Annotated in this window: 21 protein-coding genes, 3 tRNA genes and 1 riboswitch; of the genes, 6 read left to right on the top strand and 18 right to left on the bottom strand. The window is 59.3% G+C overall.

Annotated features, from left to right (window positions below; all coding sequences use genetic code 11):
* Positions 1-127: 127 nt before the first annotated feature.
* The 11 genes from HMPREF1257_RS09890 to rplJ form a co-directional block, all read right to left on the bottom strand.
* Positions 128-676 carry a hypothetical protein gene (locus HMPREF1257_RS09890; protein WP_023025168.1) on the bottom strand — a complete coding sequence of 183 codons (549 nt, stop codon included), beginning with the start codon at positions 674-676 and terminating at the stop codon, positions 128-130.
* 26 nt (positions 677-702) lie between these two features.
* Complete coding sequence (locus HMPREF1257_RS09885; RefSeq protein WP_023025167.1) at positions 703-1,473, bottom strand: energy-coupling factor transporter transmembrane protein EcfT; 771 nt, start codon at positions 1,471-1,473, stop codon at positions 703-705.
* Positions 1,466-2,893 (bottom strand): ABC transporter ATP-binding protein, encoded by a 1,428-nt coding sequence (locus tag HMPREF1257_RS09880; RefSeq protein WP_023025166.1) that lies wholly within the window; start codon positions 2,891-2,893, stop codon positions 1,466-1,468. The genes HMPREF1257_RS09885 and HMPREF1257_RS09880 overlap by 8 nt, the downstream gene beginning before the upstream one ends.
* A gap of 13 nt (positions 2,894-2,906) precedes the next feature.
* The gene (locus HMPREF1257_RS09875; protein ID WP_023025165.1) at positions 2,907-3,521 is read right to left on the bottom strand and encodes an ECF transporter S component; all 615 of its coding nucleotides are present in this window, start codon (positions 3,519-3,521) and stop codon (positions 2,907-2,909) included.
* A riboswitch (TPP riboswitch) is annotated at positions 3,512-3,667 on the bottom strand. Its footprint overlaps the gene before it by 10 nt.
* Positions 3,668-3,883: 216 nt before the next feature.
* Positions 3,884-7,879, bottom strand: a complete 3,996-nt coding sequence (locus HMPREF1257_RS09870) for a DNA-directed RNA polymerase subunit beta' (RefSeq protein WP_023025164.1) — start codon at positions 7,877-7,879, stop codon at positions 3,884-3,886.
* Between the two features lie 132 nt (positions 7,880-8,011).
* A complete protein-coding gene (locus HMPREF1257_RS09865) occupies positions 8,012-11,506 on the bottom strand; it encodes a DNA-directed RNA polymerase subunit beta (RefSeq protein ID WP_023025163.1) in 3,495 nt (1,164 codons plus the stop codon).
* Positions 11,507-11,901: 395 nt separating this feature from the next.
* Positions 11,902-12,894, bottom strand: coding sequence for a DUF3068 domain-containing protein (locus HMPREF1257_RS09860; RefSeq protein ID WP_023025162.1), 993 nt, complete (start codon positions 12,892-12,894; stop codon positions 11,902-11,904).
* 76 nt (positions 12,895-12,970) lie between these two features.
* On the bottom strand, positions 12,971-13,306 hold the full coding sequence (locus HMPREF1257_RS09855) for a HigA family addiction module antitoxin (RefSeq protein ID WP_023025161.1): 336 nt from the start codon (positions 13,304-13,306) through the stop codon (positions 12,971-12,973).
* The gene (locus tag HMPREF1257_RS12040; protein WP_084529702.1) at positions 13,281-13,559 is read right to left on the bottom strand and encodes a type II toxin-antitoxin system RelE/ParE family toxin; all 279 of its coding nucleotides are present in this window, start codon (positions 13,557-13,559) and stop codon (positions 13,281-13,283) included. Before HMPREF1257_RS12040 ends, HMPREF1257_RS09855 begins: the two co-directional genes overlap by 26 nt.
* A gap of 173 nt (positions 13,560-13,732) precedes the next feature.
* Positions 13,733-14,122 (bottom strand): 50S ribosomal protein L7/L12, encoded by a 390-nt coding sequence (gene rplL, locus HMPREF1257_RS09850; protein WP_023025160.1) that lies wholly within the window; start codon positions 14,120-14,122, stop codon positions 13,733-13,735.
* Between the two features lie 88 nt (positions 14,123-14,210).
* A complete protein-coding gene (rplJ, locus tag HMPREF1257_RS09845) occupies positions 14,211-14,732 on the bottom strand; it encodes a 50S ribosomal protein L10 (protein WP_023025159.1) in 522 nt (173 codons plus the stop codon).
* 286 nt (positions 14,733-15,018) lie between these two features.
* On the opposite strand from rplJ, the gene HMPREF1257_RS09840 reads away from it, so the two are divergent.
* Positions 15,019-16,359 (top strand): deoxyribodipyrimidine photo-lyase, encoded by a 1,341-nt coding sequence (locus HMPREF1257_RS09840; RefSeq protein ID WP_023025158.1) that lies wholly within the window; start codon positions 15,019-15,021, stop codon positions 16,357-16,359.
* A 110-nt stretch (positions 16,360-16,469) separates the two neighbouring features.
* On the opposite strand, the gene rplA is transcribed toward HMPREF1257_RS09840, so the two are convergent.
* The 7 genes from rplA to HMPREF1257_RS09805 form a co-directional block, all read right to left on the bottom strand.
* The gene (gene rplA / locus HMPREF1257_RS09835) at positions 16,470-17,174 is read right to left on the bottom strand and encodes a 50S ribosomal protein L1 (RefSeq protein WP_023025157.1); all 705 of its coding nucleotides are present in this window, start codon (positions 17,172-17,174) and stop codon (positions 16,470-16,472) included.
* A gap of 68 nt (positions 17,175-17,242) precedes the next feature.
* Positions 17,243-17,686, bottom strand: a complete 444-nt coding sequence (rplK, locus tag HMPREF1257_RS09830) for a 50S ribosomal protein L11 (RefSeq protein ID WP_023016714.1) — start codon at positions 17,684-17,686, stop codon at positions 17,243-17,245.
* A 169-nt stretch (positions 17,687-17,855) separates the two neighbouring features.
* The gene (nusG, locus tag HMPREF1257_RS09825) at positions 17,856-18,776 is read right to left on the bottom strand and encodes a transcription termination/antitermination protein NusG (protein WP_023025156.1); all 921 of its coding nucleotides are present in this window, start codon (positions 18,774-18,776) and stop codon (positions 17,856-17,858) included.
* A 129-nt stretch (positions 18,777-18,905) separates the two neighbouring features.
* A complete protein-coding gene (gene secE, locus HMPREF1257_RS09820) occupies positions 18,906-19,238 on the bottom strand; it encodes a preprotein translocase subunit SecE (RefSeq protein WP_023025155.1) in 333 nt (110 codons plus the stop codon).
* A gap of 172 nt (positions 19,239-19,410) precedes the next feature.
* Positions 19,411-19,483, bottom strand: a tRNA-Trp gene (locus HMPREF1257_RS09815).
* 137 nt (positions 19,484-19,620) lie between these two features.
* Positions 19,621-19,692 (bottom strand) — tRNA-Met (locus tag HMPREF1257_RS09810).
* 48 nt (positions 19,693-19,740) lie between these two features.
* Positions 19,741-19,816, bottom strand: a tRNA-Thr gene (locus tag HMPREF1257_RS09805).
* Between the two features lie 175 nt (positions 19,817-19,991).
* Here HMPREF1257_RS09805 and HMPREF1257_RS09800 point away from each other — a divergent pair.
* The 5 genes from HMPREF1257_RS09800 (at position 19,992) to HMPREF1257_RS09780 (ending at position 25,405) form a co-directional block, all read left to right on the top strand.
* Positions 19,992-20,948 (top strand): sugar-binding transcriptional regulator, encoded by a 957-nt coding sequence (locus HMPREF1257_RS09800; RefSeq protein ID WP_034659627.1) that lies wholly within the window; start codon positions 19,992-19,994, stop codon positions 20,946-20,948.
* Between the two features lie 92 nt (positions 20,949-21,040).
* On the top strand, positions 21,041-21,766 hold the full coding sequence (gene deoD / locus HMPREF1257_RS09795; protein ID WP_023025153.1) for a purine-nucleoside phosphorylase: 726 nt from the start codon (positions 21,041-21,043) through the stop codon (positions 21,764-21,766).
* A gap of 31 nt (positions 21,767-21,797) precedes the next feature.
* The gene (locus HMPREF1257_RS09790) at positions 21,798-23,153 is read left to right on the top strand and encodes an MFS transporter (protein ID WP_023025152.1); all 1,356 of its coding nucleotides are present in this window, start codon (positions 21,798-21,800) and stop codon (positions 23,151-23,153) included.
* An 11-nt stretch (positions 23,154-23,164) separates the two neighbouring features.
* Complete coding sequence (gene deoC, locus HMPREF1257_RS09785) at positions 23,165-23,824, top strand: deoxyribose-phosphate aldolase (protein WP_023025151.1); 660 nt, start codon at positions 23,165-23,167, stop codon at positions 23,822-23,824.
* Positions 23,825-23,827: 3 nt separating this feature from the next.
* Entirely contained in the window at positions 23,828-25,405 is a 1,578-nt protein-coding gene (locus HMPREF1257_RS09780; RefSeq protein ID WP_023025150.1) for a phospho-sugar mutase, read from the top strand.

Genomic DNA, 25,405 nt, shown 5'->3' with positions numbered 1-25,405 from the left:
TCACCATGTTCTTTGCGCGCCATATTCACACAGGGTGCGCGGTACATAGTGAACTAGAGATAAGACTAGCAAAGCCAGCGCTACGAACACAAAACAGCTAGGCCATCCTGCCGACTGCGCGGAAGGGTTACCACTCCCACGTCAGGTCTGGCTCTGCAGCCTTGTCGGAAAAGTAGGATTTCTCCTGCTCTTCCCAGGTGGTAAACCACTTCTCATAGGCCGGCTCGCGCGCAATCGCGCGCTCATAGCGCTGCTCGCGGGGGCCATCGATGCGCACGGTCACTACCGCGCCGCGCTTTTTCGCGGCCGCAATGTTATCAGCGGTCACGGAGCCAACGCCCTCGACGATGAGATCATCGCGCACGTCGAGGCTAGCCCAGTCCCCGGGGCAATTGGCTTCCCAATCCCAGCGCCAATAGCCGGGATTCATGGTGCGCAAGACCTGCTCGCCCACCATCTCGGAGCCCTTCTCCAACCCATGCCAGCCGGGATAGAATTCATCGAGGTGAACCACCCGCCAATTGGTACGATCTGCCAAGGCGGCGGAGGTCCAGGTTTTGCCGGAGCCCGAGGGACCATCGATAAGCACCGTGACGGGTTTAAACGCACGCTTTCGCGAGGCTGCTAGCTTAACGATGTCCTCCAAGAGGCGCTCTTGTTCGGCATCAATGTCCATAGTGCTTGAATCACTGCTTTCGCGGATTAAAGGCCAAAGAATCTCCAGGCCCCAGTAAGTACCGAAGTTACCACCGGTACACAAGCAAGGGCGAGGCCGCAGGCCATCACCCACCCATCGTGGGCGTGCAGCCTGGATTCTCGGGCCCAGGTCCGCTCCCCTCCTCCGGGTGGGGTGCGCCCGAAACCGCGTGCTTCCATCGCGGTCGCAAGCTTGCCGCCGCGGCGCAAAGCAATCACCAACAGACCAAAGGACATCGTAAGCAAGTGCTTGAAGCGCCCTTCATCCGTGAGCCCGCGGGCCCTGCGCGCCATGCCGAGCGATTGCCAATCGGATTTCAGGAGCGTCATCATCCGCACGCCGGCCACGGCGCCGATAACGAAGCGGGAGGGAAGGCGGAGGATCTGCGAGAGGGCATCGCCAAGCTCGGTGGGATCGATATCGCGTGCGAGCACCACCGTTGGTAGTGCGACCGCAAGCACACGCAGCGTGATCGCAATGGCCAAGGTGAGCGAATTTTCCGTCACCGTAATCAGCCACCAGCTGAAGTACTCCTCTCCCCCGGGCGCGCCATAGAGCAGCATGGAAATGCCCGATAGCGGGGCGATAAGGAATAAGAACCAACCGGCCTTCCACAAGCGCACCCAGGAGACGCCACATAACGGCGCCAAGATGAGTGTCAGGCTTAGCGATATCGCCGCCGATACCCAGTCGATGGAGGCAAGCAGCGGCGTAACCCAGACGAACATCAAGAAGATGCGGGTCAGCGGGTTTACATTGCGTAGAAGATTAGGCACCGCGCACCTCCACCTGGTAATCGCCCAAGGACGCCATGAACAGCGGGTCATGGGTAATGGACGCAATCGTCGTGCCTTCATCGGCCAATTGGCGCAACAAGCCCACCAATTCCACGAAGGTGCCGGGATCCTGGCCAAAGGTCGGCTCGTCCAATAGCAGCACCTCCGGCGCGGTCACCAGAGCCGTTGCTACCGAAAGCCGGCGCTTTTCGCCGCCGGATAGCGTAAACGGATTGGCCTTGAGCAAGTGCCCCAAGCGCAGCGATTCCACCAACTGGGCGATGCGTTTCTCTGGGGGATCGACGCGCATGACCTTGGGCGCGACCCGCAATTCCTCTTCCACGCTGCGGGAGACAAATTGGTGTTCGGGATTTTGGAAAACGAAGCCAATGCGGTCCGCCAATTCGCGGGATTTCCACCGGGAAGGAGGGCCCTTCACGCCGCGGCGGATGAAGTCAGCGACCCCGATTTCCCCGGACTCGGCCGGAAGTAGCCCCGCCATCGTCATCAGCCACGTGGATTTTCCCACGCCATTGCGCCCGGTAATGACGGTCGAGGCCCCCGCCGGCAGGGAGATGGATCGCGGCGGACCATAGCGGGTTACCAAATCCTTGCTCCACAGCGCCGCGTTGGACTCATCGAGGGCATCGCTTGCCCGTGACCGCGCCTGCGGGAGACCGGTGACCTGGCGCTTGCGGGCGACGTCAGCAAAGGGGGCATCAGAGATAATGCGCCCATCCTTCAGCTCTACTGCGCGGTCCAGCACGCTTTCCCACGCCGCATGCTGATGCTCGACCACCACCAAGGTGGCACCCGTGTGCTTCACCAGCTTGCCGACGGCCCGCACCACGTCCTGCGCCCCTTCCGGATCCAGGTTGGCGGTGGGCTCGTCCAATAGGACCACGCCCGCGCCCATGGCGATGACCCCGGCAAGCGCCAGGCGTTGCTTCTGCCCGCCGGAGAGGTGCTCGGTAGGAAAATCCAGGTCCACGTAGGGGCCAACCAGCTCCTGAGCCTGTTGCACCCTGCGCCAGATCTCCTCGCGCGGATATGCCAGGTTCTCGCAGCCAAAGGCGATATCGTCGCCCACGCGCGCGGAGATGACCTGCGAGTCCGGATCCTGCAGGACCAACCCCACCGGAATGGTCCGACCCGGCTCTTCGACCGTGCCCGCAGAATCCTCCAAGGTAATCTCGCCGGTGCGCGTGCCTTCCTCATCGGAACCCAAGACACCTGCCATCGCCGCCAATAGCGTCGATTTTCCGGAACCGGAATCCCCGCACAGCAAGACTTTCTCACCGGGTTCGATGACGAGGTCTATGTCCTGCAGCGCCGGTTGGGAGCGCCCAGCGTGGGTCCAGCCGTAGCCGCGGGCCGCAATTTTTGTGGCGTTTCCTGCTAAGCGTGAAAAATCAGTCACAGCGGTCTAAGCCCTAAGCGCGCTGTTCGCGGCCTACTGCAAAGCGGTCAAGGGCACCGGTCTTTGCCAATGCCTTCACCACATAAAAGCCCAGGGCTCCGGCCAAGATAGCACCGGAAATGGTCAACGTGACCAAGTAGATCATATTGAACTCGAAGGACTTCGCGAGGTTACCGGAGGTAAACAGCTCTAGGACAAAGGCGCCCCAGCCTGCTGCCATACCGGCCAGGATGGTCACCCCAAGGTTGAACTGGCGGTACATGAAGATGGCGAGAATGATCTCCACACCAATACCCTGCGCCAGGCCCGAGTACAGGGTGCTAATGCCCCACTGTGAACCCAAGACGGCCGATACCGTCGCGGCAAGGACCTCCACGTACACCGCCGCACCCGGCTTACGGATAACCAAGCCACCCAGGATGCCGCCCAGCAGCCAGATGCCGGTGGCCAAGCCACCAAGACCCGGCGTAAGAGCATCCATGGCCTCGTACCAAGCATAGCCCACGGCATTCCAGCCCAAGAACACGAAACCACAGGCAACACCCAAGACTGATGCCACCACGATGTCCACCACGCGCCAGTCCAAGCTGCGCTTTGGTGCTGCGGCCCCAGTAGTATTAGCAGTCATTATTTCCTCCCTCTCGCCGGAATTACCCGGATCAGGTTCAACGGTTCACCGCGTCATATCGCAGTATCTCAGCCTTCATTTCTGTGCCGATGCGGCCTGTGCGCCCCACGGGCCCACAGATTCTGAAAGCTCCCGTGTAATGGTTTAAATCAAATAGCCCAAGGCCCACATTTTACTTATCTGGGCACAGGCTTTACTCATACTAGCAGGCACGCATACGGGTCCCCACAACCAATTCGGCGGCCGAATTGGCGTGCTCAACCGCGCCAACAGACTCCAACGGCAAGAGCCCCCGTTACCGTTTAACACGGAAGCGGGGGCTCTGACTGGACGCGGTGCCGAGGGGCACGAGCGCCTAGGACTTAGAAGGTGAAGTCCTCATCCAGCGGGACGGAGGCGCCGGTGAATTCACCAAAGCCGTCATCGCCGTAGATGGAATCGCCGTAAGTCGGAATCGAGTAAGCGGCGTTGCGCGCAGCCTCGGTCGGCTTGACGGAGATATTGCGGTAACGGGAGATACCGGTACCGGCCGGGATCAGCTTACCGATGATGACGTTTTCCTTGAGGCCGATGAGCTTATCGGAGCGCTTGTTAATAGCGGCATCGGTAAGCACACGCGTGGTCTCCTGGAACGAAGCAGCGGACAGCCAGGACTCGGTAGCCAAGGAGGCCTTGGTAATACCCATGATCTCCGAGCGCAGCTGCGCCGGCTCGCCGCCTTCTGCAACCTGTGCAGCGTTCATCTGCTTGGCCTCAGAAAGGTCGATCAGGTTGCCCGGCAGCAGCTCCGTGGTACCGGCGTCGATGACGGTACCGCGGCGCAGCATCTGGCGGATGATGATCTCGATGTGCTTGTCGTGGATGGCCACACCCTGGGTGCGGTACACGGCCTGCACCTCGTTGATGAGGTGCTGCTCCACGCCACGACGGCCCAGAACCTCGAGCACGTCGTGCGGGTCAGCCGCACCACGCATCAAGCGGTCACCGGTCTCAACGTGGTCGCCGTCCTTCAAGGAACGCTCGATCATCGCATCCGGGTTGGACTCCATCGGGCGACGCACCTGGGCCAGACCCTGGCGCTTGGACAGCTTCTCGTAGACCACGTCATCGGAACCGTCATCCGGGGTGATGGTCATGGTCCAGAAGTTGCCTTCATCGGACAGGGACACGGTGCCGTCCACGGAGGCAATCGGTGCGCGGTTCTTCGGGTTACGGGCCTCGAAGAGCTCCTGAACACGCGGCAGACCACCGGTAATGTCGCCACCGACACCACCCTGGTGGAAGGTACGCATGGTCAGCTGGGTACCAGGCTCACCAATGGACTGTGCAGCCACGATGCCGACGGCCTCGCCGATGTCGACCAACTGGCCGGAAGCCATGGACTTGCCGTAGCACTTAGCACAGACACCAGCCGGGGTCTGGCAGGTCAGCACGGAGCGGACCTTGACGTCGGTGACCTCGGCATCGAGAAGCTTCTGCGTGAGCTCCTCGGTCAAGTCAGCACCAGCCTCTGCGACGACCTCGCCGTTCTCGTCCTTGACGTCGGTGGCAAGTACGCGACCGGAAGCGGAGGTCTCCCACAGCTCGGAGAGGACGACCTTGTCGCCGGATACCTCGCCGATAGGAACACGCACGCCCTGGCGGGTACCACAATCCTTTTCGCGGACGATGACGTCCTGAGCGACGTCCACCAGACGACGGGTGAGGTAACCAGAGTCAGCGGTACGCAGCGCGGTATCGGCCAGACCCTTACGGGAACCGTGGGAGTTGTTGAAGTACTCCAGCACGGACAGGCCTTCGCGGAAGGAGGTCTTAATCGGGCGGGTGATGTAATCACCGTGCGAGTTCACAACCATGCCCTTCATACCGGCCAGCGTCCAGATCTGACGCATGTTACCGGCAGCACCCGACTTCACAATCATCGGAATCGGGTTGTAATCTGGGTAGATGTTCTCGACGGCCTCACCAACGGTGTCGGTAGCATCCTTCCACAGTTCAACCAGGCGGTCATAACGCTCGCGCTCCGTCAGAGCACCTTGCTCCCAGTACTTACGCTCGATGCGCTCTGCTTCCTTCTCATAAGACTCGAGGATCTCGGTCTTATTCGGCAGCACCAGTACGTCAGACATCGTAATGGTCACACCGGAACGGGTTGCCCAGTAGAAGCCAGCGTCCTTCATGTTGTCCAGTACCTGGGCCACGGTGATCATTGGGTACTTGGTGGCCAAGTCATTGACCACGTCACCAATGAGCACCTTGCCGTCGGTGCCGCCGCCCTTGCGGACCATGATGCCCTCAAGGTACGGGTAGTTCCACGGCAGCAGCTCGTTGAACATGATGCGGCCGATGGTGGTGTAGCCCAACCATGCCTGGCCCTTGGACCAGCCATCAGGGAAGAGCTCTGCCTCGATGTCCTCTGGCGGGCGCAGGTGATCGATGCGAACCTTGATCGGTGCCTGCAGACCAACGGTGCCACGGTCATAAGCCATCAGGGCCTCAGCGTAAGAGGAGTACACACCGGTTGCCGGGTAGTCCTCGCCAGCCTCGCGGTAGCGACCATTGCCGCCGATCTCGTCCTCTGCCTTGTCCATGGTGAGGTAGTACAAGCCGGTCACCATATCCAGACGCGGCATAGCCAGTGGCTTACCGGATGCCGGAGACAGAATGTTGTTGGAAGCCAGCATCAGCACGCGAGCCTCTGCCTGTGCTTCTGCGGACAGCGGCAAGTGAACTGCCATCTGGTCACCGTCGAAGTCAGCGTTGAACGCCTCACAAGCCAGCGGGTGCAGCTGAATAGCCTTACCCTCAACCAGCTTGGGTTCGAAGGCCTGAATACCCAAGCGGTGCAGCGTAGGCGCACGGTTGAGCATCACAGGGTGCTCAGAAATGGCCTGCTCCAGCACATCCCAAACCTCTGGGCGCTGGCGCTCCACCATGCGCTTTGCAGACTTGATGTTCTGGGCGTAGTCGTTTTCGACCAAGCGCTTCATAACGAAGGGCTTGAACAGCTCGAGTGCCATCAGCTTCGGCAGACCACACTCGTGCAGCTTGAGCTGCGGACCGACGATAATAACGGAACGACCGGAGTAGTCCACGCGCTTACCCAGCAGGTTCTGGCGGAAACGACCCTGCTTACCCTTCAGCAAGTCAGACAAGGACTTCAACGGGCGGTTACCCGGGCCGGTAACCGGACGGCCACGGCGGCCGTTATCGAAGAGCGCGTCCACAGACTCCTGCAGCATGCGCTTCTCGTTATTCACGATGATCTCTGGTGCACCCAGGTCGATCATGCGCTTTAGGCGGTTATTGCGGTTGATAACGCGGCGGTACAGGTCATTCAGGTCCGAGGTGGCGAAGCGGCCACCGTCCAGCTGCACCATCGGGCGCAGCTCAGGCGGGATAACCGGAATAGCGTCCAGCACCATGCCTGCCGGGTCATTGCCAGAGTTCAGGAATGCGGCAACAACCTTGAGGCGCTTAAGCGCGCGCATCTTCTTCTGGCCCTTGCCGTTGTTGATGATCTCACGCAGCTCCTCGGCCTCTGCCTCGAGGTCGAAGTTACGGACCAAGGTCTGGATGGCTTCTGCACCCATGCCGCCAGTGAAGTAATCCTCGTAGCGGTCAACCAGCTCTTCGTAGATGGTCTCATCGATGACCATCTGCTTCGGAGCAAGCTTCAGGAAGGTGTTCCAGATTTCATCCAGGCGTGCGACCTCGCGCTCGCCGCGCTCGCGGATGTGCTGCATTTCCTTATCAGCAGCGTTTTGTACCTTCTTGCGGGCATCGGCACGCGCACCGGCTGCCTCCAGCTCTGCCAAGTCGGATTCCAGCTTGGAAGCGCGCTCTGCGATCTCGGACTCGGTATCGTCCTCAACGTCTTTCTTCTCCAGCAGCATTTCTGCTTCCAGAGTGGACTGATCGTTGTGGCGAGCCTCTTCATCAACGGAGGTGATGATGTTGGCAGCGAAGTAGATGATGCGCTCAAGGTCCTTCGGTGCCAGGTCCAGCAGGTAGCCCAAGCGGGAAGGAACGCCCTTGAAGTACCAGATGTGGGTTACCGGAGCGGCCAGCTCGATGTGGCCCATGCGCTCACGACGCACCTTGGACTTGGTGACCTCAACGCCGCAACGCTCACAGATGATGCCCTTGTAGCGGACGCGCTTGTACTTACCACAAGCACACTCCCAGTCACGGGTAGGTCCGAAAATGCGCTCGCAGAACAGGCCGTCCTTTTCCGGCTTCAGCGTGCGGTAGTTAATGGTCTCGGGCTTTTTAACCTCGCCCTTAGACCAGCGACGGATATCGTCAGCAGTGGCCAGACCGATGCGGAGCTCGTCGAAGAGATTTACGTCAAACACGTAATGTCTCCCTTTCATCCTCGTCATGTGAGGAATTGATGGCTTTTAATGAATTAATCTTTATTGCCCGCCCGCGGCGGCCCCGGTGTTAAACACCGGAACCGTGCATTCCGCAGTGGACCGAGAATCTATTTAGGCGATGTCAGCGGAAGAACCCTCATCGCGGGACAAGTTAATGCCAAGCGATGGGCTATCCATGTCATCGTCATCAGAGCCAGACAGCTCCATCGGTGTGCCGTCGGTGGAAAGAACCTCCACGTTCAGGCACAGGGACTGCAGCTCCTTGAGCAACACCTTGAAGGACTCAGGGATGCCCGGATCTGGAATATTGTCGCCCTTCACGATGGCCTCGTAGACCTTCACGCGGCCTACCACGTCATCGGACTTGATGGTAAGCAGCTCCTGCAGGGTGTAGGCAGCGCCGTAAGCCTGCATTGCCCACACCTCCATCTCGCCGAAGCGCTGGCCACCGAACTGAGCCTTACCCCCCAGTGGCTGCTGGGTAATCATGGAGTAAGGACCAGTGGAGCGGGCGTGAATCTTCTCATCGACCAAGTGGTGCAGCTTGAGCATGTACATATAGCCCACGGAGATGGGGTACTTGTACGGCTCGCCGGACCGGCCATCGAAAAGCGTGGCCTTGCCGTGCTCGTTGACCAAGACGTCGCCGTCGCGGTTCGGGCGGGACGATGCCAATAGGCGCTCGATCTCGTGGTTGGTAGCACCATCGAAGACCGGGGTCGCGGTCAAGGAGTCCGCTGGGACATCGTAAAGCTCTTCCGGCAAGGTCTTGAGAAGCTCGGCGTTAGCCGGATCCTCGGTGTCGACCTTCCAACCAGCGTGAGCCAACCAGCCCAAGTGCAGCTCGAGCACCTGGCCGATGTTCATACGACGCGGCACACCGTGGGTGTTCAGCAGGATGTCCACCGGGGTGCCGTCCTCCATGAACGGCATATCCTCTGGCGGCAAAATCTTGCCCACAACGCCCTTGTTGCCGTGGCGGCCGGCCATCTTATCGCCGTCCTGGATCTTGCGCTTTTGCGCAACGTAGACGCGGATCATCTCGTTGACGCCAGGTGCCAGGTCGTCATCGTCATCGCGGGAGAAGCGAGCAACACCAATGACCTTGCCCACCTCACCGTGCGGAACCTTCATGGAGGTATCGCGCACCTCGCGGGCCTTCTCACCGAAGATGGCGCGCAGCAGGCGCTCTTCCGGAGTCAGCTCGGTCTCACCCTTCGGGGTGACCTTACCCACCAGGATATCGCCGGCACGGACGTCAGCACCGATGCGGATGATGCCGCGCTCATCGAGGTCGCTCAAGACGTCCTCGGAGACGTTTGGAATCTCGCGGGTGATTTCCTCAGCGCCCAGCTTGGTGTCACGAGCATCGATCTCGTGCTCCTCGATGTGGACGGAGGTCAGGATGTCCTCTTCCACGATGCGCTGGTTGAGGATGATGGCGTCCTCGTAGTTGTGGCCTTCCCACGGCATGAATGCAACCAGCAGGTTGCGGCCAAGCGACATCTCGCCGTTGTGGGTACCTGGGCCATCGGCCAAAACCTGGCCGGCTTCTACGCGCTGACCCATGGACACCAGCGGGGTCTGGTTGTAGTTGGTGCCCTGGTTGGTGCGCTCGAACTTGCGCAGGATGTAGGTATCGCGCTGGCCCTCATCATCCATGATGGTGATGACGTCGGCGGTGACGTTTTCTACCACACCGGCCTTTGGCGTGATGACGACGTCGCCGGCGTCATAGGCAGCACGCTGCTCCATACCGGTACCCACCAGTGGGGCCTCGGAACGAACCAGCGGAACCGCCTGCTTCTGCATGTTCGCACCCATCAAGGCACGGTTAGCATCGTCGTGCTCCAAGAACGGAATCATGGCGGTACCAACGGAGACCATCTGGCGCGGGGAAACGTCAACGTAGTCCACACCGGAGGCATCGGTCACTCCGATGTCGCCCTCCTTCAGGCGGACCTCGATGCGCTCACCAATCAAACGGCCTTCCTCGTCCTGCTCGACCTCGGCCTGAGCAATGGCGAAGCGGTCCTCCTCATCAGCGGTGAGGTACTCCACCTGGTCCGTAATCTTGCCGTCAACGACCTTGCGGTACGGGGTCTCGATGAAGCCGAAGGGGTTCACGCGGGCGTAGGACGCCAGCGCACCAATCAGACCAATGTTTGGACCCTCAGGGGTCTCAATCGGGCACATGCGGCCGTAGTGCGAAGCGTGCACGTCTCGCACCTCGATGCCGGCGCGCTCACGGGACAGACCACCCGGGCCTAGCGCGGATAGGCGGCGCTTGTGGGTCAGGCCAGACAGGGAGTTGTTGTGGTCCATGAACTGCGAGAGCTGGGAGGTACCAAAGAACTCGCGGATAGCAGCGGAGACCGGACGCACGTTAATCAGGGACGTCGGAGTAATGGACTCGGCATCCTGAGTGGTCATGCGCTCACGCACGACGCGCTCCATGCGGGACAGGCCGACGCGGACCTGGTTCTGGATGAGCTCACCCACGGTGCGCAGACGACGGTTACCAAAGTGGTCGATATCGTCGGTGTTCAGCGAGATCATCTCGCCGTTTGGTGCCTTCATCTCACGCTCGCCAACGTGCAGGCGTACCAAGTACTCCAAGGTGACGGCGATGTCTTCTTCAGTGAGGGTCATCAGACCGTCGTGGTCGCCGCCAAGGCCCAGCTTGCGGTTGGCCTTGTAGCGACCAACCTTGGCAAGGTCATAGCGCTTAGCGCGGAAGAAGGAGTTATCCAACAAGGACTGCGCCAACTCGCGGGTAGGCTGCTCGCCTGGGCGCTGCTTGCGGTAGATCTCCAGCAGCGCTTCATCGGTATTGGATACACCGTCAGATTCCAAGGTGGACATCATGAGCTCAGAGAAGCTGAAGCGCTCCTTGATCTGCTCCTCGGTCCAACCCAGAGCCTTCAACAGGACGGTTACCGGCTGACGGCGCTTGCGGTCAATGCGCACGCCGACGGTATCGCGCTTGTCCACGTCGAACTCCAGCCAAGCACCGCGGGAAGGAATAATCTTCACGGAGTGCAGCGGGCGTTCGGTGGACTTATCGATGGAACGGTCGAAGTACACGCCCGGGGAACGCACCAGCTGGGAGACGATGACGCGCTCGGTACCGTTCACGATGAAGGTACCCATATCCGTCATGATCGGGAAATCACCGATGAAGACGGTCTGCGACTTAATCTCTTGGGTGTCGTTATTGATGAACTCTGCGGTCACGTACAGCGGCGCGGAGTAGTTGATGTCCTTTTCTTTACACTCATCGACGGTGTTTTTCACCGGCTCGAAGCGAGGCTCCGACAAGGACAGGGACATATTGCCCGAGTAGTCCTGAATCGGCGAGAGCTCTTCGAGGATATCCTCAAGGCCACTCGTCACGCGTGCGTTATCGCCGCGCTCAGCCTGCTCACGCTCGCGCCATTCCGGCGAGCCGACGAGCCAAGCAAAGGAATCGAGTTGTACGTCAAGGAGGCCCGGCAGGGCGATAGGCTCGCTAATTTTTGCAAACGAGTATCGCTTCGGGGCTCCGGGGATATTGGCCACTGACTTGGTCTGGCGGGAGACTGCCAAGATGGGTCCTTCCAGCACCTCACGCGGATTGCTACTCGCCCTGGCCGACGAGCAACAAAACCGCTGGTAATTTTAGCATTCGGTCTGCTGTGGAGTGTCTGGGTTCAGAATGCACAAAATCACCTTGTCAAGTCGGTTTTGCCATCACCAACCCGAAAGGCTAAATGTGCACCGAAGATCCAGATTCCAGCGCAACGAATTAGTATATAGGAAAAACTCAGGCATGTAAAGACACACCACTCTTAAGGGTTTTTCTTTCCGCGCTAGGGGGCAAGCTCTCGCTCGCCGCTGCGCCAGCGCGGCAATAATGTTGCACCGCGTCTATCGGGCCAACCACAAGCACCGTACCACTAAAAACTCATTCGACCGCAACCCGAATCGCGCTTAAGGCTCTTAGCTGGCACTTTCGTTATTCACTTCGCTGGCGTTTTCTTATTTCGCCGCTGCACATGCTTGTTTTTGCGGTCATATATTCCAAGCGCCCCAATAACCCCAATAAAGGTAAGCACGATGCCAATGCCCAGGGCTGTCCAGCGCGCTATTTGCGCCACGTGGTTGCGTGGGAACGATTCCGCTTCCTCCAGCAACACCGCGCGGGATTCCTCTGAAGTGGAGCCATTAAACACAAAGGCTCGCTCGCGCCCTACGCCCTCGCGGTCCGCGTAGTAGTCATCGATGTCCATATCCATGCCCACAACTAGGCCCGTAGCTTGGTCGACGTAGAAGTCTCGGCTGCCCGAGTGCATCAAATAGCCAGGTTCTTGGCCTCCGTCTTCTTTAGGAAAGGAGGTGGTATTGCCATCGGCCGCATAAAGCTGCGCTACGTTCGTTGGTTCGATTTCCTGGTGGTAGCGATACACCGTGCGGCCTTCTATTTCAGTCTCTTCTTCAAAGACCGCGTCCACCGCCTTGCGCAGGGTGGGGTCAAAGACCGGGTAGTTCGTTTTCTCCGCATCCGCTGGGAATTTCAGCCAGTACCCGTCGATGGCCACCTGATCTTCGGGGCTAGCCAAAGTGTGGCTCAGGCTGGCTTCTGCCTCTGCCTCACCACTCAGGCGGTCGATGGGATAGGTCCACACCTGCGCTTGGCTTAAATCGTCGATGCCCTGACCATCGCCGCGCAGGCGCGTCTCCCCTATGCGCAGCGTCGCAGTATCTTCATCCGAAGGCTCTTGGATGCCCGCATTGATCTGGTAGGTCATCGGCCCGGAATAAGGCGACGTTCCATCCTTATTGACCACTTGGGAATCCGCGGACTCATCCTTAAGGGTCCACGTGGTGTTTTTAAGTTCCAACGGCAACCGCGGCGAGAAATCCAAAAACGCCGGCGCCGCTACTCCGGCGGCCACCAGCGCTACGCCGAGGCCAAGTAAAAGGACGGAAAAGATGCGGGACTTGGGCAGCATGGGGGCTAATTCTACAGCGCTAGCCCCCGAATCCTAGTTTCTACAGGCGGGCCTCACCGGACTAAACCTAAGATTCCTACGCCGTGTGCTTATCCCACGCGATAATGCCGCTCGTATCCGTCGTGCGGCGAGCGCACCAAAGGTCATATTCTTCTTGCAACCCCAACCAGAATTCGGCGGAATTGCCAAAATACGCTGAAAGACGCAAAGCCATATCCGCACTCAATCCAATTCGCCCACGGACGAGCTTCCAAATCTGGGATTTGCTGCTAAAAACGTCCTTAGCCAAGCGATATTGAGTAATACCTAAAGGCGTTAAAAACTCCTCGTTTAATACCTCACCTGGGTGCGGCACAGGAACTATGTCCAGTGCTCCTTCAGACCCATTAGTGGTAATCGATGAAGTCAACATCGATAGCTCCCTTCTCTGTCCACCGGAAAATTATCCTCCACTGTGCATTTACTCGAATCGAATAAAAGCCTTCGAACTGACCTCTAAGCTTTTCCAGGTGATTCGCTGGCGGAACTCTTAAATCAGAAACTGTCGCAGATCGATCAATCATGATCAACTTCCGGCGTAATCCTTTCCGCAATTCAGGAGGTACGTACTTGGGCGATTTACCATTAATGTGAAACAGCTCTAAGCTATCTCTCCTAAATTCCACAATCCTATAGTGTCACACTTTGAAACTTGAGTCTACCGCTGAGACAATCATTATTAGAGTCGTCGCAACGACCCACTAAGCTCAAGGAACCCGCAAAACGGGAGAAACCCCCATCTCCCACCGCGTATAGCGCGGTAAGAGTGGGGGCTTCGAAAGCGTGAAGCTCAGTAAAATTACTTGAGCTCGACGGAAGCGCCAGCCTCTTCCAGCTTGGTCTTAGCCGCCTCAGCGTCGTCCTTGGAAGCGCCTTCGATGATGGCCTTAGGTGCACCCTCAACCATTTCCTTAGCTTCCTTCAGGCCCAGGCCGGAGACGAGCTCGCGGACAGCCTTAATAACGCCAATCTTCTTAGCGCCAGCGTCGGTCAGAACGACGTCGAACTCGGTCTGCTCCTCAGCAGCGGCAGCGCCGCCCTCAGCCGGAGCGCCCGGTGCAGCAGCAGCAACCGGTGCAGCAGCCTCAACGTCGAAGACGTCCTCGAATTCCTTAACGAACTCAGACAGTTCGATGAGGGTCATTTCCTTGAAAGCTTCAATGAGCTCGTCCTTGGTGAGCTTAGCCATGATGGCAAGTCCTTTCTGTGTTGTGTGCTTGTTCCCCGGTGATGAGGTAGCAAGCACGGTGTTTTATGTGTGCGTCTGTTGGGACGACTTAAGCTTCTGCTTCCTTCTTGTCCTGCAGAGCAACAACGGTGCGAACCGCCTTGGTTGCAGGAGCGTTGAAGACAGCGGCTGCCTTCGCCATAGAACCCTTCATAGCGCCAGCCAGCTTTGCGAGGGTGGTCTCGCGGTTGTCCAGCTTGGCGATGGCCTGAACCTGCTCCGCAGACAATGCGTCGCCGTCCATGTAGCCACCCTTGATGACGAGTGCCTTGTTGTCATCAGCAAACTTGGTGATGACCTTCGCAGCATCTACTGCCTCGCCCTTGATGAACGCAATTGCGGTCGGGCCAGTCAGCAAATCATCAAGACCTTCGATGCCAGCTTCGTTGGCAGCGATCTTGAAGAGGGTGTTCTTGGCGACGGAGTAGTCAACGTCAAAGCCCAGGTTGTTACGCAGCTCCTGCAGCTGGGATACGGTCAGGCCGCGGTACTCAGTCAAAACGACGGAGCTAGAATCGGCCAGCTTCTCCTTCAGCTCTGCCAAGTCTGCAGTGTTCTTTGGGTTTGCCATTGTCTCTCGCCTCCTTCCAAAACATCTCTTTTATTTTCCGCCGGGGCCTTCCAAAAAGAAAAGCCCCGTGCAAGAGCACAGGGCGTGCGACATGAGAAATGCCGCGGAATGCGCAAAGTGTCTCCTGCGTGGGCCGCCTCCATGGTGGAGAACTTTCAATCCTTATTGGATGACCAACGGTCTTCGGTGAACTTTGACTCGGCCACAAGGCCGTTCAAACTTCACAAGCGATACTACCGTACTTTCCTCGTATTCCCAAATTGCCCAGCCGCGTAGGCTATCTACTATGACTTCCCTCATGTGGTTTCGCGATGACCTGCGCTTATCCGATAACCAGGCTCTCACCCGCGCAGCGCAAGCCGCCACCGATGATAAAGACGGTTCAAAGCCAGAGTTAGTGGCCATAGTTCTCGATGAGCCCGCCTACCCCGGGACCCGACCACTCGGTGGTGCCAGCAATTGGTGGCGGGAGCGCTCGCTTTATGCCCTTGCGCAGGACCTCGCAACCTGCGGGGTGAAGCTCCTCCGCGCTACCGGGGATGCCCGCGCCGTCATTCCCCGCACCGCCCGGGAGATTGGCGCCGATACCGTCACCTGGACCCGCCGCTACCACGGCCCGCTGCGCGAAGTCGACGCCACAGTAAAAGCAGCGCTCGCAGATTCCGGAATTAACGCCACCTCCTACCCCGGTTTCACCCTCGTGGAGCCATGGGAGGTCACTAATGGCCAGGGCAAGCCTTATAAGGTCTTTACTCCCTTTGGGGCCGCCGCGCGGTCCCAACTCGCTGATGACGAACCGCTGCCCGTGCCGGAATTGCTGTCGCGGCGGGAGATGGGGGCATCGGCAAGCAGCAGCTGGCCCGATCCCAGCGCCGATGAACCGCAGTGGGCTGCGTCGCTCGCCCAGTATTGGACTCCCGGAGAGGCCGGTGCGCGCGAACGCCTAGCCCAGCTCGACTTAACTCACTATGCCAGAGAACGCGATATACCCGCGCACAACGCCACCTCTCTGCTATCGCCGCACCTGCGCTTTGGCGAGGTATCCCCACGCGAAGTTTGGCTGGCCGCCGCCGAGGAACCCGACGCGGAGAAGTTCCACTCCGAGTTGCTGTGGCGCGACTTTGCCTGGCACCGGCTCTACCACCTGCCCGATCTGGCCACCCGCAACGTGCGGCAACAGTTCGACCGCTTCGACTGGTCCTGGGATGACCCGCGGCTGAGGGATTGGCAGGACGGGACGACGGGTATACCGCTTGTCGATGCCGGTATGCGCGAACTCTGGAAAACCGGATACATGCACAATCGCGTGCGCATGGTGGTGGGATCGTTTCTCACCAAGAACCTGGGAATCCATTGGCGCCTAGGCGAGGAATGGTTTTGGGACACCCTGGTGGATGCCGATGCCGCGTCCAACCCATTTAACTGGCAATGGGTAGCCGGCTGCGGCGATGATGCCGCGCCCTTTTTCCGCATCTTCAACCCTGAAACCCAGGCACAGCGCTTCGACCCCGAAGGCGCCTATATCCGCCGCTGGGCTCCCACGCTATCCGCCCCACCCATCGTGGATCTCAGGCAGTCGCGCCAGGCGGCCCTAGATGCCTACGCCGAGGTCAAAGGCGCAGACTAACGCTCAATACCTAGACTTTTCGTTCACACCGCAAGGCCTGTTGAACGATGCAAAAGACCCCAAGGAAAATCCTCGGGGTCTTCATTCACGCGCTATGCGCTATCACCGTCTTAGTCGGTGTAGCCCTTCTGTACGGAGCCGTCCACAGGAATGCCTGGGCCGGAGGTGGTGGAGATGGTGGCGCGCTTGATGTAGATGCCCTTAGCGGAAGCAGGCTTCAGGCGCTGGATCTCATCCATGAGGGCGCCGTAGTTCTCAGCGAGCTTCTCAGCATCGAAGGAAGCCTTACCAAGGATGGCGTGCAGGTTTGCAGCCTTGTCCACGCGGAAGGAGATCTTACCGCCCTTAACCTCGCTAATTGCCTTAGCAACGTCATTGGTCACGGTACCGGTCTTCGGGTTAGGCATCAGACCACGTGGGCCCAAGACGCGGGCGACGCGGCCAACCTTGGCCATTTGGTCCGGGGTAGCGATGGCAACGTCGAAGTCCAGGTTGCCCTCGTTGATCTGCTCGATCAGCTCGGAGGTACCGACGATGTCAGCGCCAGCTTCCTGGGCTGCGGTTGCCTTCTCGCCCTCAGCGAAGACGGCGACGCGAACGTCCTTACCGGTGCCGTTAGGCAGGGACACGGTGCCGCGCACCAGCTGATCAGCCTTGCGTGGGTCAACGCCCAAGCGGAAGACGACGTCAACGGTGGCGTCAAAGTTCTTGGAGGAGGTCTCCTTGGCCAGCTTTGCAGCCTCGATCGGACGGTACAGGCGGGACTTATCTACCAGTTCCGCAGCGGCCTTATAAGCCTTAGACTTGGTGCTCATTTAACAATTCCTTTTCTGGATTGGCGTGGTATTTGGCGGGCCGAAGCTGGCCCTACCACATAAAGTTTTTACTTCTCCGGTGCGCCATCAATGTTAAGGCCCATGGAGCGGGCGGTACCAGCGATGATGTGTGCGCCGGCCTCGATGTCGCGGGCGTTGAGGTCCTCGAACTTGGTCTGTGCAATTTCCTTGCACTGATCCCAGGTGACAGTGCCGACCTTATCGGTGTGCGGGACACCGGAGCCCTTCTGGACGCCTGCGGCCTTCAGCAGCAGCTTGGCTGCCGGCGGGGTCTTCAGCTTGAAGTCGAAGGAGCGGTCTTCGTAGACGGTGATCTCAACAGGGACCACGTTGCCACGCTGGTTTTCGGTAGCGGCGTTATAAGCCTTGCAGAATTCCATGATGTTGACGCCGTGGGCACCCAGTGCCGGGCCAACTGGCGGTGCCGGGTTAGCGGCGCCAGCCTCGATCTGCAGCTTGATGAAGCCGGAAACCTTCTTCTTTGGAGCCATCGAATTACCTCTTTCCTGTGGTACCGAACCTGCGTCACGATGAATAACGCGGCCCGTCCGGATGCTCACCTCAGTGGGCCACCGGAGGATGAAACGATTTACGCGTGCGCACAGAAAAGGCGCACGGCGTTCCAGTCTAGAACACCGTGCGCCCTGCACAAAATCATTTTTAAGAAATGCGCTCGATTTCTGTCGGCGACAATTCCACTGGGGTTTCGCGGCCAAAGATGGAGACCAAGCCCTGCATCTTGCCTGTCTCCGGGTCGATTTCAGAAATGGTGGCGGACACGGCAGCCAACGGGCCGGACAGGATAGTGACGGCCTCGCCCACCTCGAAGTCGTGGGCGTACTTCTTGGCCACCTCCTTCTCCGGCAAGTCAACGACCTGCTCGCCCTCTTGCTCGTTCGGGGCGGCCTCGCCCTTGGTGGCGGGAGCTTCATTCGGCATGAGGAACTTGGCCACGTCGCGGGTCTTAACCGGCGTCGCGTTGCCCTCATTGCCCACGAAGGAGGTAACGCCTGGGGTTTCGCGGATGACCGACCAGGCGGCATCGTTAAGCTCAGCGCGCACTAGGACGTAGCCCGGCAGCAGCTTGCGCTTGACAATCTTTTTCTTGCCGTCCTTGTTTTCCATGATCTGCTCGATGGGGACGACGACCTCGAAGATGGAATCTTCCACCTCAAGGGTTTGCGCACGCATGTCGAGGTTCGTGCGCACCTTGTTCTCGTAGCCGGAGTAGCACTGGATGATGTACCACTGGCCTGGCTGCTTCTTCAGCTCGCGGGTGAATTCACGCAAGCGCTTGCGGTAAGCGGCGTCCTCGGCCTCTTCCTCGGTTTCGGCGGAAGCCCCTGCAGCGTCCTCTTCTGCGGCGGGCTCGGCCTCTGCCGAGGGCTCGGACTCTGCTGCGGGGGCATCGGCAAGCGCAGCGTCTTCTGCGTCACCTGCGCCAGCCTCAGCAGGCGCTGCGGCCTCCTCTTGGGCGTCCTCGACTGCGCTGGCGTGCTCTGCCGCCTGCTCCTGCACGTTGGACTGCATGGCCTCCTCTAGGGAGGTTCCTGGGTTTTCGACGTTATTCTCGTCGCTCATGAGTGGTACTCCAAAATGTCATCGGCGCGTGTTGTAGAACCAGCCTACCCGCGGCGCGCGTGGGCAAAAAGTATCCCGCCGTTCCGGAGTGCGGAAACAGCGGGATAAAAGTTTATGGAGTTATTCTAACTAATTGGTCAGAATCTTCTCAACTCCGAGGCCAGCCAGGGTATCGACGCCCCAGACCAAGGCGGTGATGACGATCAAGAAGGCGAACGTGATGAGGGTGTACTGCAGCATCTCCCCACGGGTGGGCCAGACCACCTTCTTCATTTCAGAGACAACCTCGCCGGGGAATGCGGCGACGCCGCCACCCGGGCTGTCGGTGCGGTTTTTATCCTCAACGCGGACGACGTTTTTCTTCGCCGAGTCCGTGGAGGTCGTGGAAGCCGCACCAGAAAGCTGGCGCTTACCGGTGGGACGCGGCGCCGCCGAGTCCTTCGGCTGCTGCTCATCGCTCACAGCTAACCCTCCTTGGGAAATGAATTCTTTTTCCGAGCGCGATATTCCGCCCAGACATAACTTTGTCAACCCTAGCAAAAGGTGCACGGGCAGGAAAGCACGCCGGGGCGGATGCGCGCCGCTGTGACAAAAATATCCCCGCCATCTGGAAAGCAGATGACGGGGATCCTTGCAGGGGCGACAGGACTCGAACCTGCAACCTACGGTTTTGGAGACCGTTGCGCTACCAATTGCGCCACGCCCCTATTTTGTTATCCGTGACGCTTGAGCGCCACGCGCCGATGACCTTACCAGATCCCTAATTCCGCACGGAAACCAGTACGCCGCTAAGGCCATAGGCACGGTAGTAAAAAAGCGCCGTAGTGGCGCTTTTCTTTCCCGGTAGCGATGGCGAGAATTGAACTCGCGACACAGCGATTATGAGTCGCTTGCTCTACCACTGAGCTACACCGCCATGGTGAACACCTTCATCCTGCAGGAAAATATTTCCTCCAGACATGAATGGAGCCCCCTGACAGAATCGAACTGTCGACCTTTTCCTTACCATGGAAACGCTCTGCCGACTGAGCTAAGGGGGCATATCCCAGCATCAAGCACGTCAATATTTCGTTGTGCTCTCCGTTGCGGACTTCAATAATGTAACCTGACACCTCCACTTTGCACAAATCGCCACGTCAGCGCCCCATAAGCGAGGAAATTTCTGGGGCTTATACGATGCTGACCCTCTCCGCCCGCTGTGCTTGAATGAAAGGCATGTTAGATCATAAAGACTGTCTTTCTATCGACGCCGCGAAGCTCTACTACAACTCCGGGTTTTCGCAGGCGGAGGTGGCGGCACACCTGGGAATTTCCCGGCCGACGGTCTCCAAATTGCTCGCCCACGCCGCCGAGCGCGGCTTTGTCACCGTGAGCATTACCGATCCCCGCGAGCAGTCCGATGAGCTGGTTTCTGCGCTCTGCGAGCGCTTTTCGCTTGCCGATGCCCGCGTCACCGCCACCCCTCCCGGCGGCTCCCTGCTTGCAGATCTAGGCAGCGCTGGCGCCGCCCTATTGGAAGAGCTCATTACCGATCACACTTCGGTAGGCTTGTCCTGGGGCGAAACCATGTCCGCGGTGGCCTCCCATTTGCGCAAGCGGCCACTGGATGGCGTGGACATCATCCAGCTCAAGGGCGGGCATTCCCACTCGGATCGCTCCACCAAGGATCTGCAGACTATGCAGGCGTTTACCCAGGCTTTTAATGCCGAGGCACACCTGCTTCCCCTCCCGGTCATCTTCGATTCCGTTGAAGCCAAGGAATGGGTCTCCCGCGATAGGCATATTGCCAAGATTTTGCAGTTGGGGGCATCAGTAAGCGTGGCAGTATTTACCGTCGGCGCCATGGAAAAAGAATCGCTCGCGCTTAACTTGGGACATCTCACCGAAAGCGAAGAGGAAGAATTGCTCACCAATGCGGTGGGAGATGTATGCTCGCGCTTTTTCACCGCCCAAGGCGATGTTGCCAGTCAGGCGGTGGATGAGCGCACCGTTGGCATTAGCCTGAGCGATTTAACAACGCGCCCCACCCGCGTCTTAGTAGCCGGCGGTGCCCATAAGGCCGAGGCTCTACAGGTCGCTTTGGATATGGGCCTTGCCACCCACCTAGTCACGGATCAAACCACGGCGCACAAGCTGGTGAACTCTACAGAGAGTCACCTTCCTCACCATTAATGCACATTTGTTAATTATTTCATTGACATTGGTGCCACGGGGGCTAAACTGACTGGTGACACAGTCCACCAGTCAACGTTGAGGAGTACTCCATGTCTCAGACCGAGATTTCCACCCCGCACATCAATCCGCATGGCGCCCCCATCGCAGAGACCGTTTTGCTGCCCGGCGATCCCCTCCGCGCCAAATTCATCGCGGATACCTTCCTGGAAGATGTCGTCCAATTCAATGAAATCCGCAACATGCTGGGCTTTACCGGCACCTACAACGGCAAGCCCATCTCCGTTATGGGCACGGGTATGGGAATTCCCTCTATCGGTATCTACTCCTGGGAATTGATCCATAAGTTCGGTGCGAAGAAGCTCATCCGCGTCGGCTCCATCGGTGCTATGCAGGAAGACATCGAATTGCACGACGTCATCGTGGCAGCTTCTGCTTCTACCGATTCCAACTTCCTGTCACAGTATGACCTGCCTGGTACCTACGCCCCCACCGCATCCTGGAAGCTGCTCAAGGCGCTGGTAGATGAGGCCGAGCGCCAGGAGACCCCGATTCACGTGGGCAATATCCTAAGCACCGACACGTTCTACCACATGGACCAGACCGTCAACGGCCGCTGGGCACACATGGGCGTGCTTGGCGTGGAGATGGAATCCGCCGCGCTCTATGCCACCGCCGCCGAGGCTGGCGTGGATGCATTGGGCCTATTTACCGTCTCAGACAATGTGGTCAACGGCACCCAGCTTTCTGCCGAGGACCGCCAGAGCGCATTCCACACCATGATGAAACTCGCTTTGCCGCTTAACGCAGTCGACTAAGCTCCTCCTCCCACAAAGGACTACTACTTCAATGCTGAAAAAAGTTAAGGCCATGCCGGGGGATCGCACCCAGGTCAACCCCAAGGCGGCCGTCCCTATCCTCCTTTTCGTCTTCGTCTTCTCCCTCATCATTGACAATGGGTTCAAGACGATGACCATGCCGATCGCGGAAGCGCTGGAGATCTCCGATAAGACCGCTTCGCTGCAGGCCTCCCTTGCTGGCGTCATCATTGGTATCGGCGCCGTCGTCTACGCCGCCTTGGCAGACTCCATCTCTATTCGGAAGCTCATGCTTACCGGCATAGTTTTTGTGGCCGTAGGCTCCATCTTGGCCTTCATCTTCTCTGGTTCATGGGCCATGGTGCTGACCGGCCGCCTGATTCAAACCACTGGTTTGGCCGCCGCTGAGACGCTCTACGTTATCTACGTGACCAAACATTTGAGCGAGGATGACCAAAAGACCTACCTCGGCTTTTCCACCGCTGCCTTCCAGGCCGGCCTGCTCATTGGCGCGCTGACCTCCGGGTTCATCTCCACCTATGTGTCCTGGACGGCGATGTTCCTCATCCCACTTATCCTCCTGCTCACCATTCCGCCCATCATTAAGAATGTGCCAGAAGATGAGGCCGTGGAGGGTCACCTGGACGCACTTGGCCTGTTCTTTGTCGCCCTCTTCGCCAGCGCCCTCATCTTGTTTATGCAGGATTACCTCTGGTACTGGCTCGTCGTGGCGGCCATTGGCTTAGTCCTGTTCATCGTGCACATCAAGAACGCGAAGAACCCAGTGGTCACCCCGGATTTCTTTACCAATGGACGCTACGTGTGGACCATCGTCATGGTGCTCTTTGTCTATTCCACCCAGCTGGGCTTTATCTTCCTGCTTCCCTATGCAGCCCAGGACATGCACGGGATGAGCCTTGACCGCGCTTCGTTGTTGCTCATTCCTGGGTATGCCTGCGCCGTGCTCGTCGGTGTTTTATCCGGCAAGATCGGCACGGTGCTCTCGTCTCGATCCACCATCTATACTGCTTTTGCTTTGGTTGCAGGTTCCTTATTCATTGCCGCGCTCTTTGCACAGGTTCACGTGGCCGTGCTTGTTATCACCATCATTGCCTTTGCCAGCGGCTTTTCCCTGATGTACGCACCACTGGTCAATAAGGCGCTGCGCAATATCACCGCAGCCAAGTCCGGTATCGCCATCGGCTTTTATAACCTCACCATCAATATCGCCATCCCGCTGGGCATTGCGTACACCGCCAAGCTGATGGAGTCCACCAGCTACACCACCACCCTGCTCATTCTCACCGTCATCGCCCTCTTCGGTTCCGCGCTGTACATCATTTCGGATCTAAAGATGGCTAAAAACGAACCCGCCCCAGTTTCCTAAAGGAGAAAATCATGACTTCCCAGAACCTCACCCGCTCAGACGTTGCTTCCTACATCGACCACACCCTGCTCAAGCCGGAGGCCACCCCGGAGCAGTTCCGCGCCCTGGTAGAAGAGGCCACCGAGCTTGGCACCTACGCCGTGTGCGTCTCCCCTTCCGCCCTGCCGCTCGAGACCCCAGAGTCCCTCCACGTCGCCACGGTCGTGTGCTTTCCTTCCGGCGCCGACAAGCCGGAAATCAAGGCCGCTGAGGCAGCCCGCGCGGTTGCCGATGGTGCCGAGGAAGTAGACATGGTCATCAACATCCCGCTGGCCATCGAGGGCCGCGCCGAGGAGCTGCAGGAAGAAATCCAGGCCGTGCGCGATGCCATCCCAGGCAAGGTGCTCAAGGTCATCATCGAGTCTGCCGCGCTTTCCGATGCCGCCATTGTCCTCGCCTGCCAGGCTGCCGCTGCCGCCCAGGCGGACTTTGTAAAAACCTCCACCGGTTTCCACCCCGCTGGCGGCGCCTCCACCCACGCGGTCAAGCTTATGCGCGAGACCGTAGGCGACAAGCTAGGTGTGAAGGCCTCCGGCGGCATCCGCACCGCCGAGGATGCCCTCGCCATGATCGAGGCCGGCGCCAGCCGCCTGGGGCTGTCCTCCTCAGCCAAGATCCTCGAGGAGCTTTAAGCCATGTCTGTGGATAAGACCTTTGATATCGACTACGCCCGTACCTGGGCCGAACACGATCCGGATGCGGACACCGCCCGCCAGGTGCTCACGTGGATCGAGGAAGATAACTCCGAAGAACTCGCCGCCGCCTTCGCGGGCCCCCTGAACTTTGGTACCGCGGGCCTGCGCGCCGCCGTGGGCGCGGGCGAATCCCGCATGAACCGCGCCGTGGTCATCCGCACCACCTACGGGCTTATTACCTGGCTCAAGCAGCAGGTCGATACCCCGGTCGTTGTCGTCGGCTGCGATGCCCGCCACGGCTCCGCGCAGTTCCAGCGCGATGCCGCGCAGGTTATCTCCGCCGCTGGTGGAAAGGCCCTGGTTCTGCCCGCGCAGAACCCGACCCCACTGACGGCCTTCACGGTCCGTTCCCTGGGCGCGGACGCCGGCATTATGGTTACCGCCTCCCACAACCCGCCTGCCGATAATGGCTACAAGGTGTATCTGGGTGGCCGCGTTGCCACCGGCCCGGGCGAGGGCGTGCAGCTCATCTCCCCAGCCGATAAGGAAATCGCCGCCGCCATCGCTAAGGCCCCCTATGCCGATAAGGTCCCGCTCACCTCTGATCACATCGAGGACGTCGATACCCGCGCGGAGTACCTCGACCGCGCCACCACGTTGGTCGGTGAAAATACCGATATCACCATCGCTCTGACCGCCATGCACGGCGTGGGTGCCGAACTGGGTAAGGAACTGCTGTCTCGCTGCGGCTTTAATGTCTCGCTGGTGCCGGAACAGGCCGCTCCTGACCCAGATTTCCCCACGGTGTCCTTCCCCAACCCGGAAGAGCCCGGCGCCCTAGACCTTGGTATTCAGCATGCCGAAAAAATCGGTGCCGATATCCTTATCGCTTACGACCCTGACGCCGATCGCTGCGCCGCCGCCGTGCCCACCGATGGCACCTGGCGCCAGCTCAGTGGCGATGAGACCGGTGCCTTGCTTGGCGATTACCTTGCTCGCCGCGGCGCTACCGGCAACTTCGCCAACTCCCTCGTATCGTCCCGCCTGCTCGGGCGCATCGCCGAGCACTACGGCCTCGGCCACGAGGAAACCCTGACCGGTTTCAAGTGGATCGCCCGCACCCCGGAGCTTGCCTTCGGCTACGAAGAAGCTATTGGTTTCTGCCCCGATCCCAACGCAGTGCGCGATAAGGACGGCATCTCCACCTCCGTGGTGCTCGCCAGCCTCGCCGCCGAATGCAAGGCAGCCGGAAGCAGCCTCCTGGACCGCTTGGATGATATTTACGCCATGGTCGGTGCCCTGCACACCCAGCCGCTGACCTTCCGCGTCGAGGACTTGAGCCTGATTGCCCAAGCAATGGACAAGGTCTCTACCACCCCGCCGACCGAGCTCGCCGGCTCCCCGGTGTCCAAGGTGGAAAAGTTTGCCCAAGGCTCGAAGTTCTTCACCGATAACGATGACCGCGTCATCGTTCGTCCCTCCGGCACCGAGCCCAAGCTCAAGTGCTACCTAGAGTCCCCCGACGCCGGTCGCCTCGATGCCATCGCGGCCGACCTGCGCGATTACTTCGGGCTCTAA

The sequence above is a fragment of the Corynebacterium sp. KPL1814 genome (assembly GCF_000478175.1).
Taxonomy (GTDB): Bacteria; Actinomycetota; Actinomycetes; order Mycobacteriales; family Mycobacteriaceae; genus Corynebacterium.
The sequence above is the reverse complement of the archived record's forward strand: the minus strand, read 5'-3'. Positions and strand labels throughout refer to the sequence as shown.

Coding starts and splice junctions, on each gene's coding strand:
- rplK (WP_023016714.1), bottom strand. CDS start 17,686: ATGGCTCCAAAGAAGAAGGTTTCCGGCTTCATCAAGCTGCAGATCGAG.
- deoC (WP_023025151.1), top strand. CDS start 23,165: ATGACTTCCCAGAACCTCACCCGCTCAGACGTTGCTTCCTACATCGAC.
- HMPREF1257_RS09840 (WP_023025158.1), top strand. CDS start 15,019: ATGACTTCCCTCATGTGGTTTCGCGATGACCTGCGCTTATCCGATAAC.
- rplJ (WP_023025159.1), bottom strand. CDS start 14,732: ATGGCAAACCCAAAGAACACTGCAGACTTGGCAGAGCTGAAGGAGAAG.
- deoD (WP_023025153.1), top strand. CDS start 21,041: ATGTCTCAGACCGAGATTTCCACCCCGCACATCAATCCGCATGGCGCC.
- HMPREF1257_RS09860 (WP_023025162.1), bottom strand. CDS start 12,894: ATGCTGCCCAAGTCCCGCATCTTTTCCGTCCTTTTACTTGGCCTCGGC.
- rplA (WP_023025157.1), bottom strand. CDS start 17,174: ATGAGCACCAAGTCTAAGGCTTATAAGGCCGCTGCGGAACTGGTAGAT.
- nusG (WP_023025156.1), bottom strand. CDS start 18,776: ATGAGCGACGAGAATAACGTCGAAAACCCAGGAACCTCCCTAGAGGAG.
- rplL (WP_023025160.1), bottom strand. CDS start 14,122: ATGGCTAAGCTCACCAAGGACGAGCTCATTGAAGCTTTCAAGGAAATG.
- HMPREF1257_RS09855 (WP_023025161.1), bottom strand. CDS start 13,306: ATGTTGACTTCATCGATTACCACTAATGGGTCTGAAGGAGCACTGGAC.
- HMPREF1257_RS09800 (WP_034659627.1), top strand. CDS start 19,992: ATGTTAGATCATAAAGACTGTCTTTCTATCGACGCCGCGAAGCTCTAC.
- HMPREF1257_RS09790 (WP_023025152.1), top strand. CDS start 21,798: ATGCTGAAAAAAGTTAAGGCCATGCCGGGGGATCGCACCCAGGTCAAC.
- HMPREF1257_RS09780 (WP_023025150.1), top strand. CDS start 23,828: ATGTCTGTGGATAAGACCTTTGATATCGACTACGCCCGTACCTGGGCC.
- HMPREF1257_RS09875 (WP_023025165.1), bottom strand. CDS start 3,521: ATGACTGCTAATACTACTGGGGCCGCAGCACCAAAGCGCAGCTTGGAC.
- HMPREF1257_RS09890 (WP_023025168.1), bottom strand. CDS start 676: ATGGACATTGATGCCGAACAAGAGCGCCTCTTGGAGGACATCGTTAAG.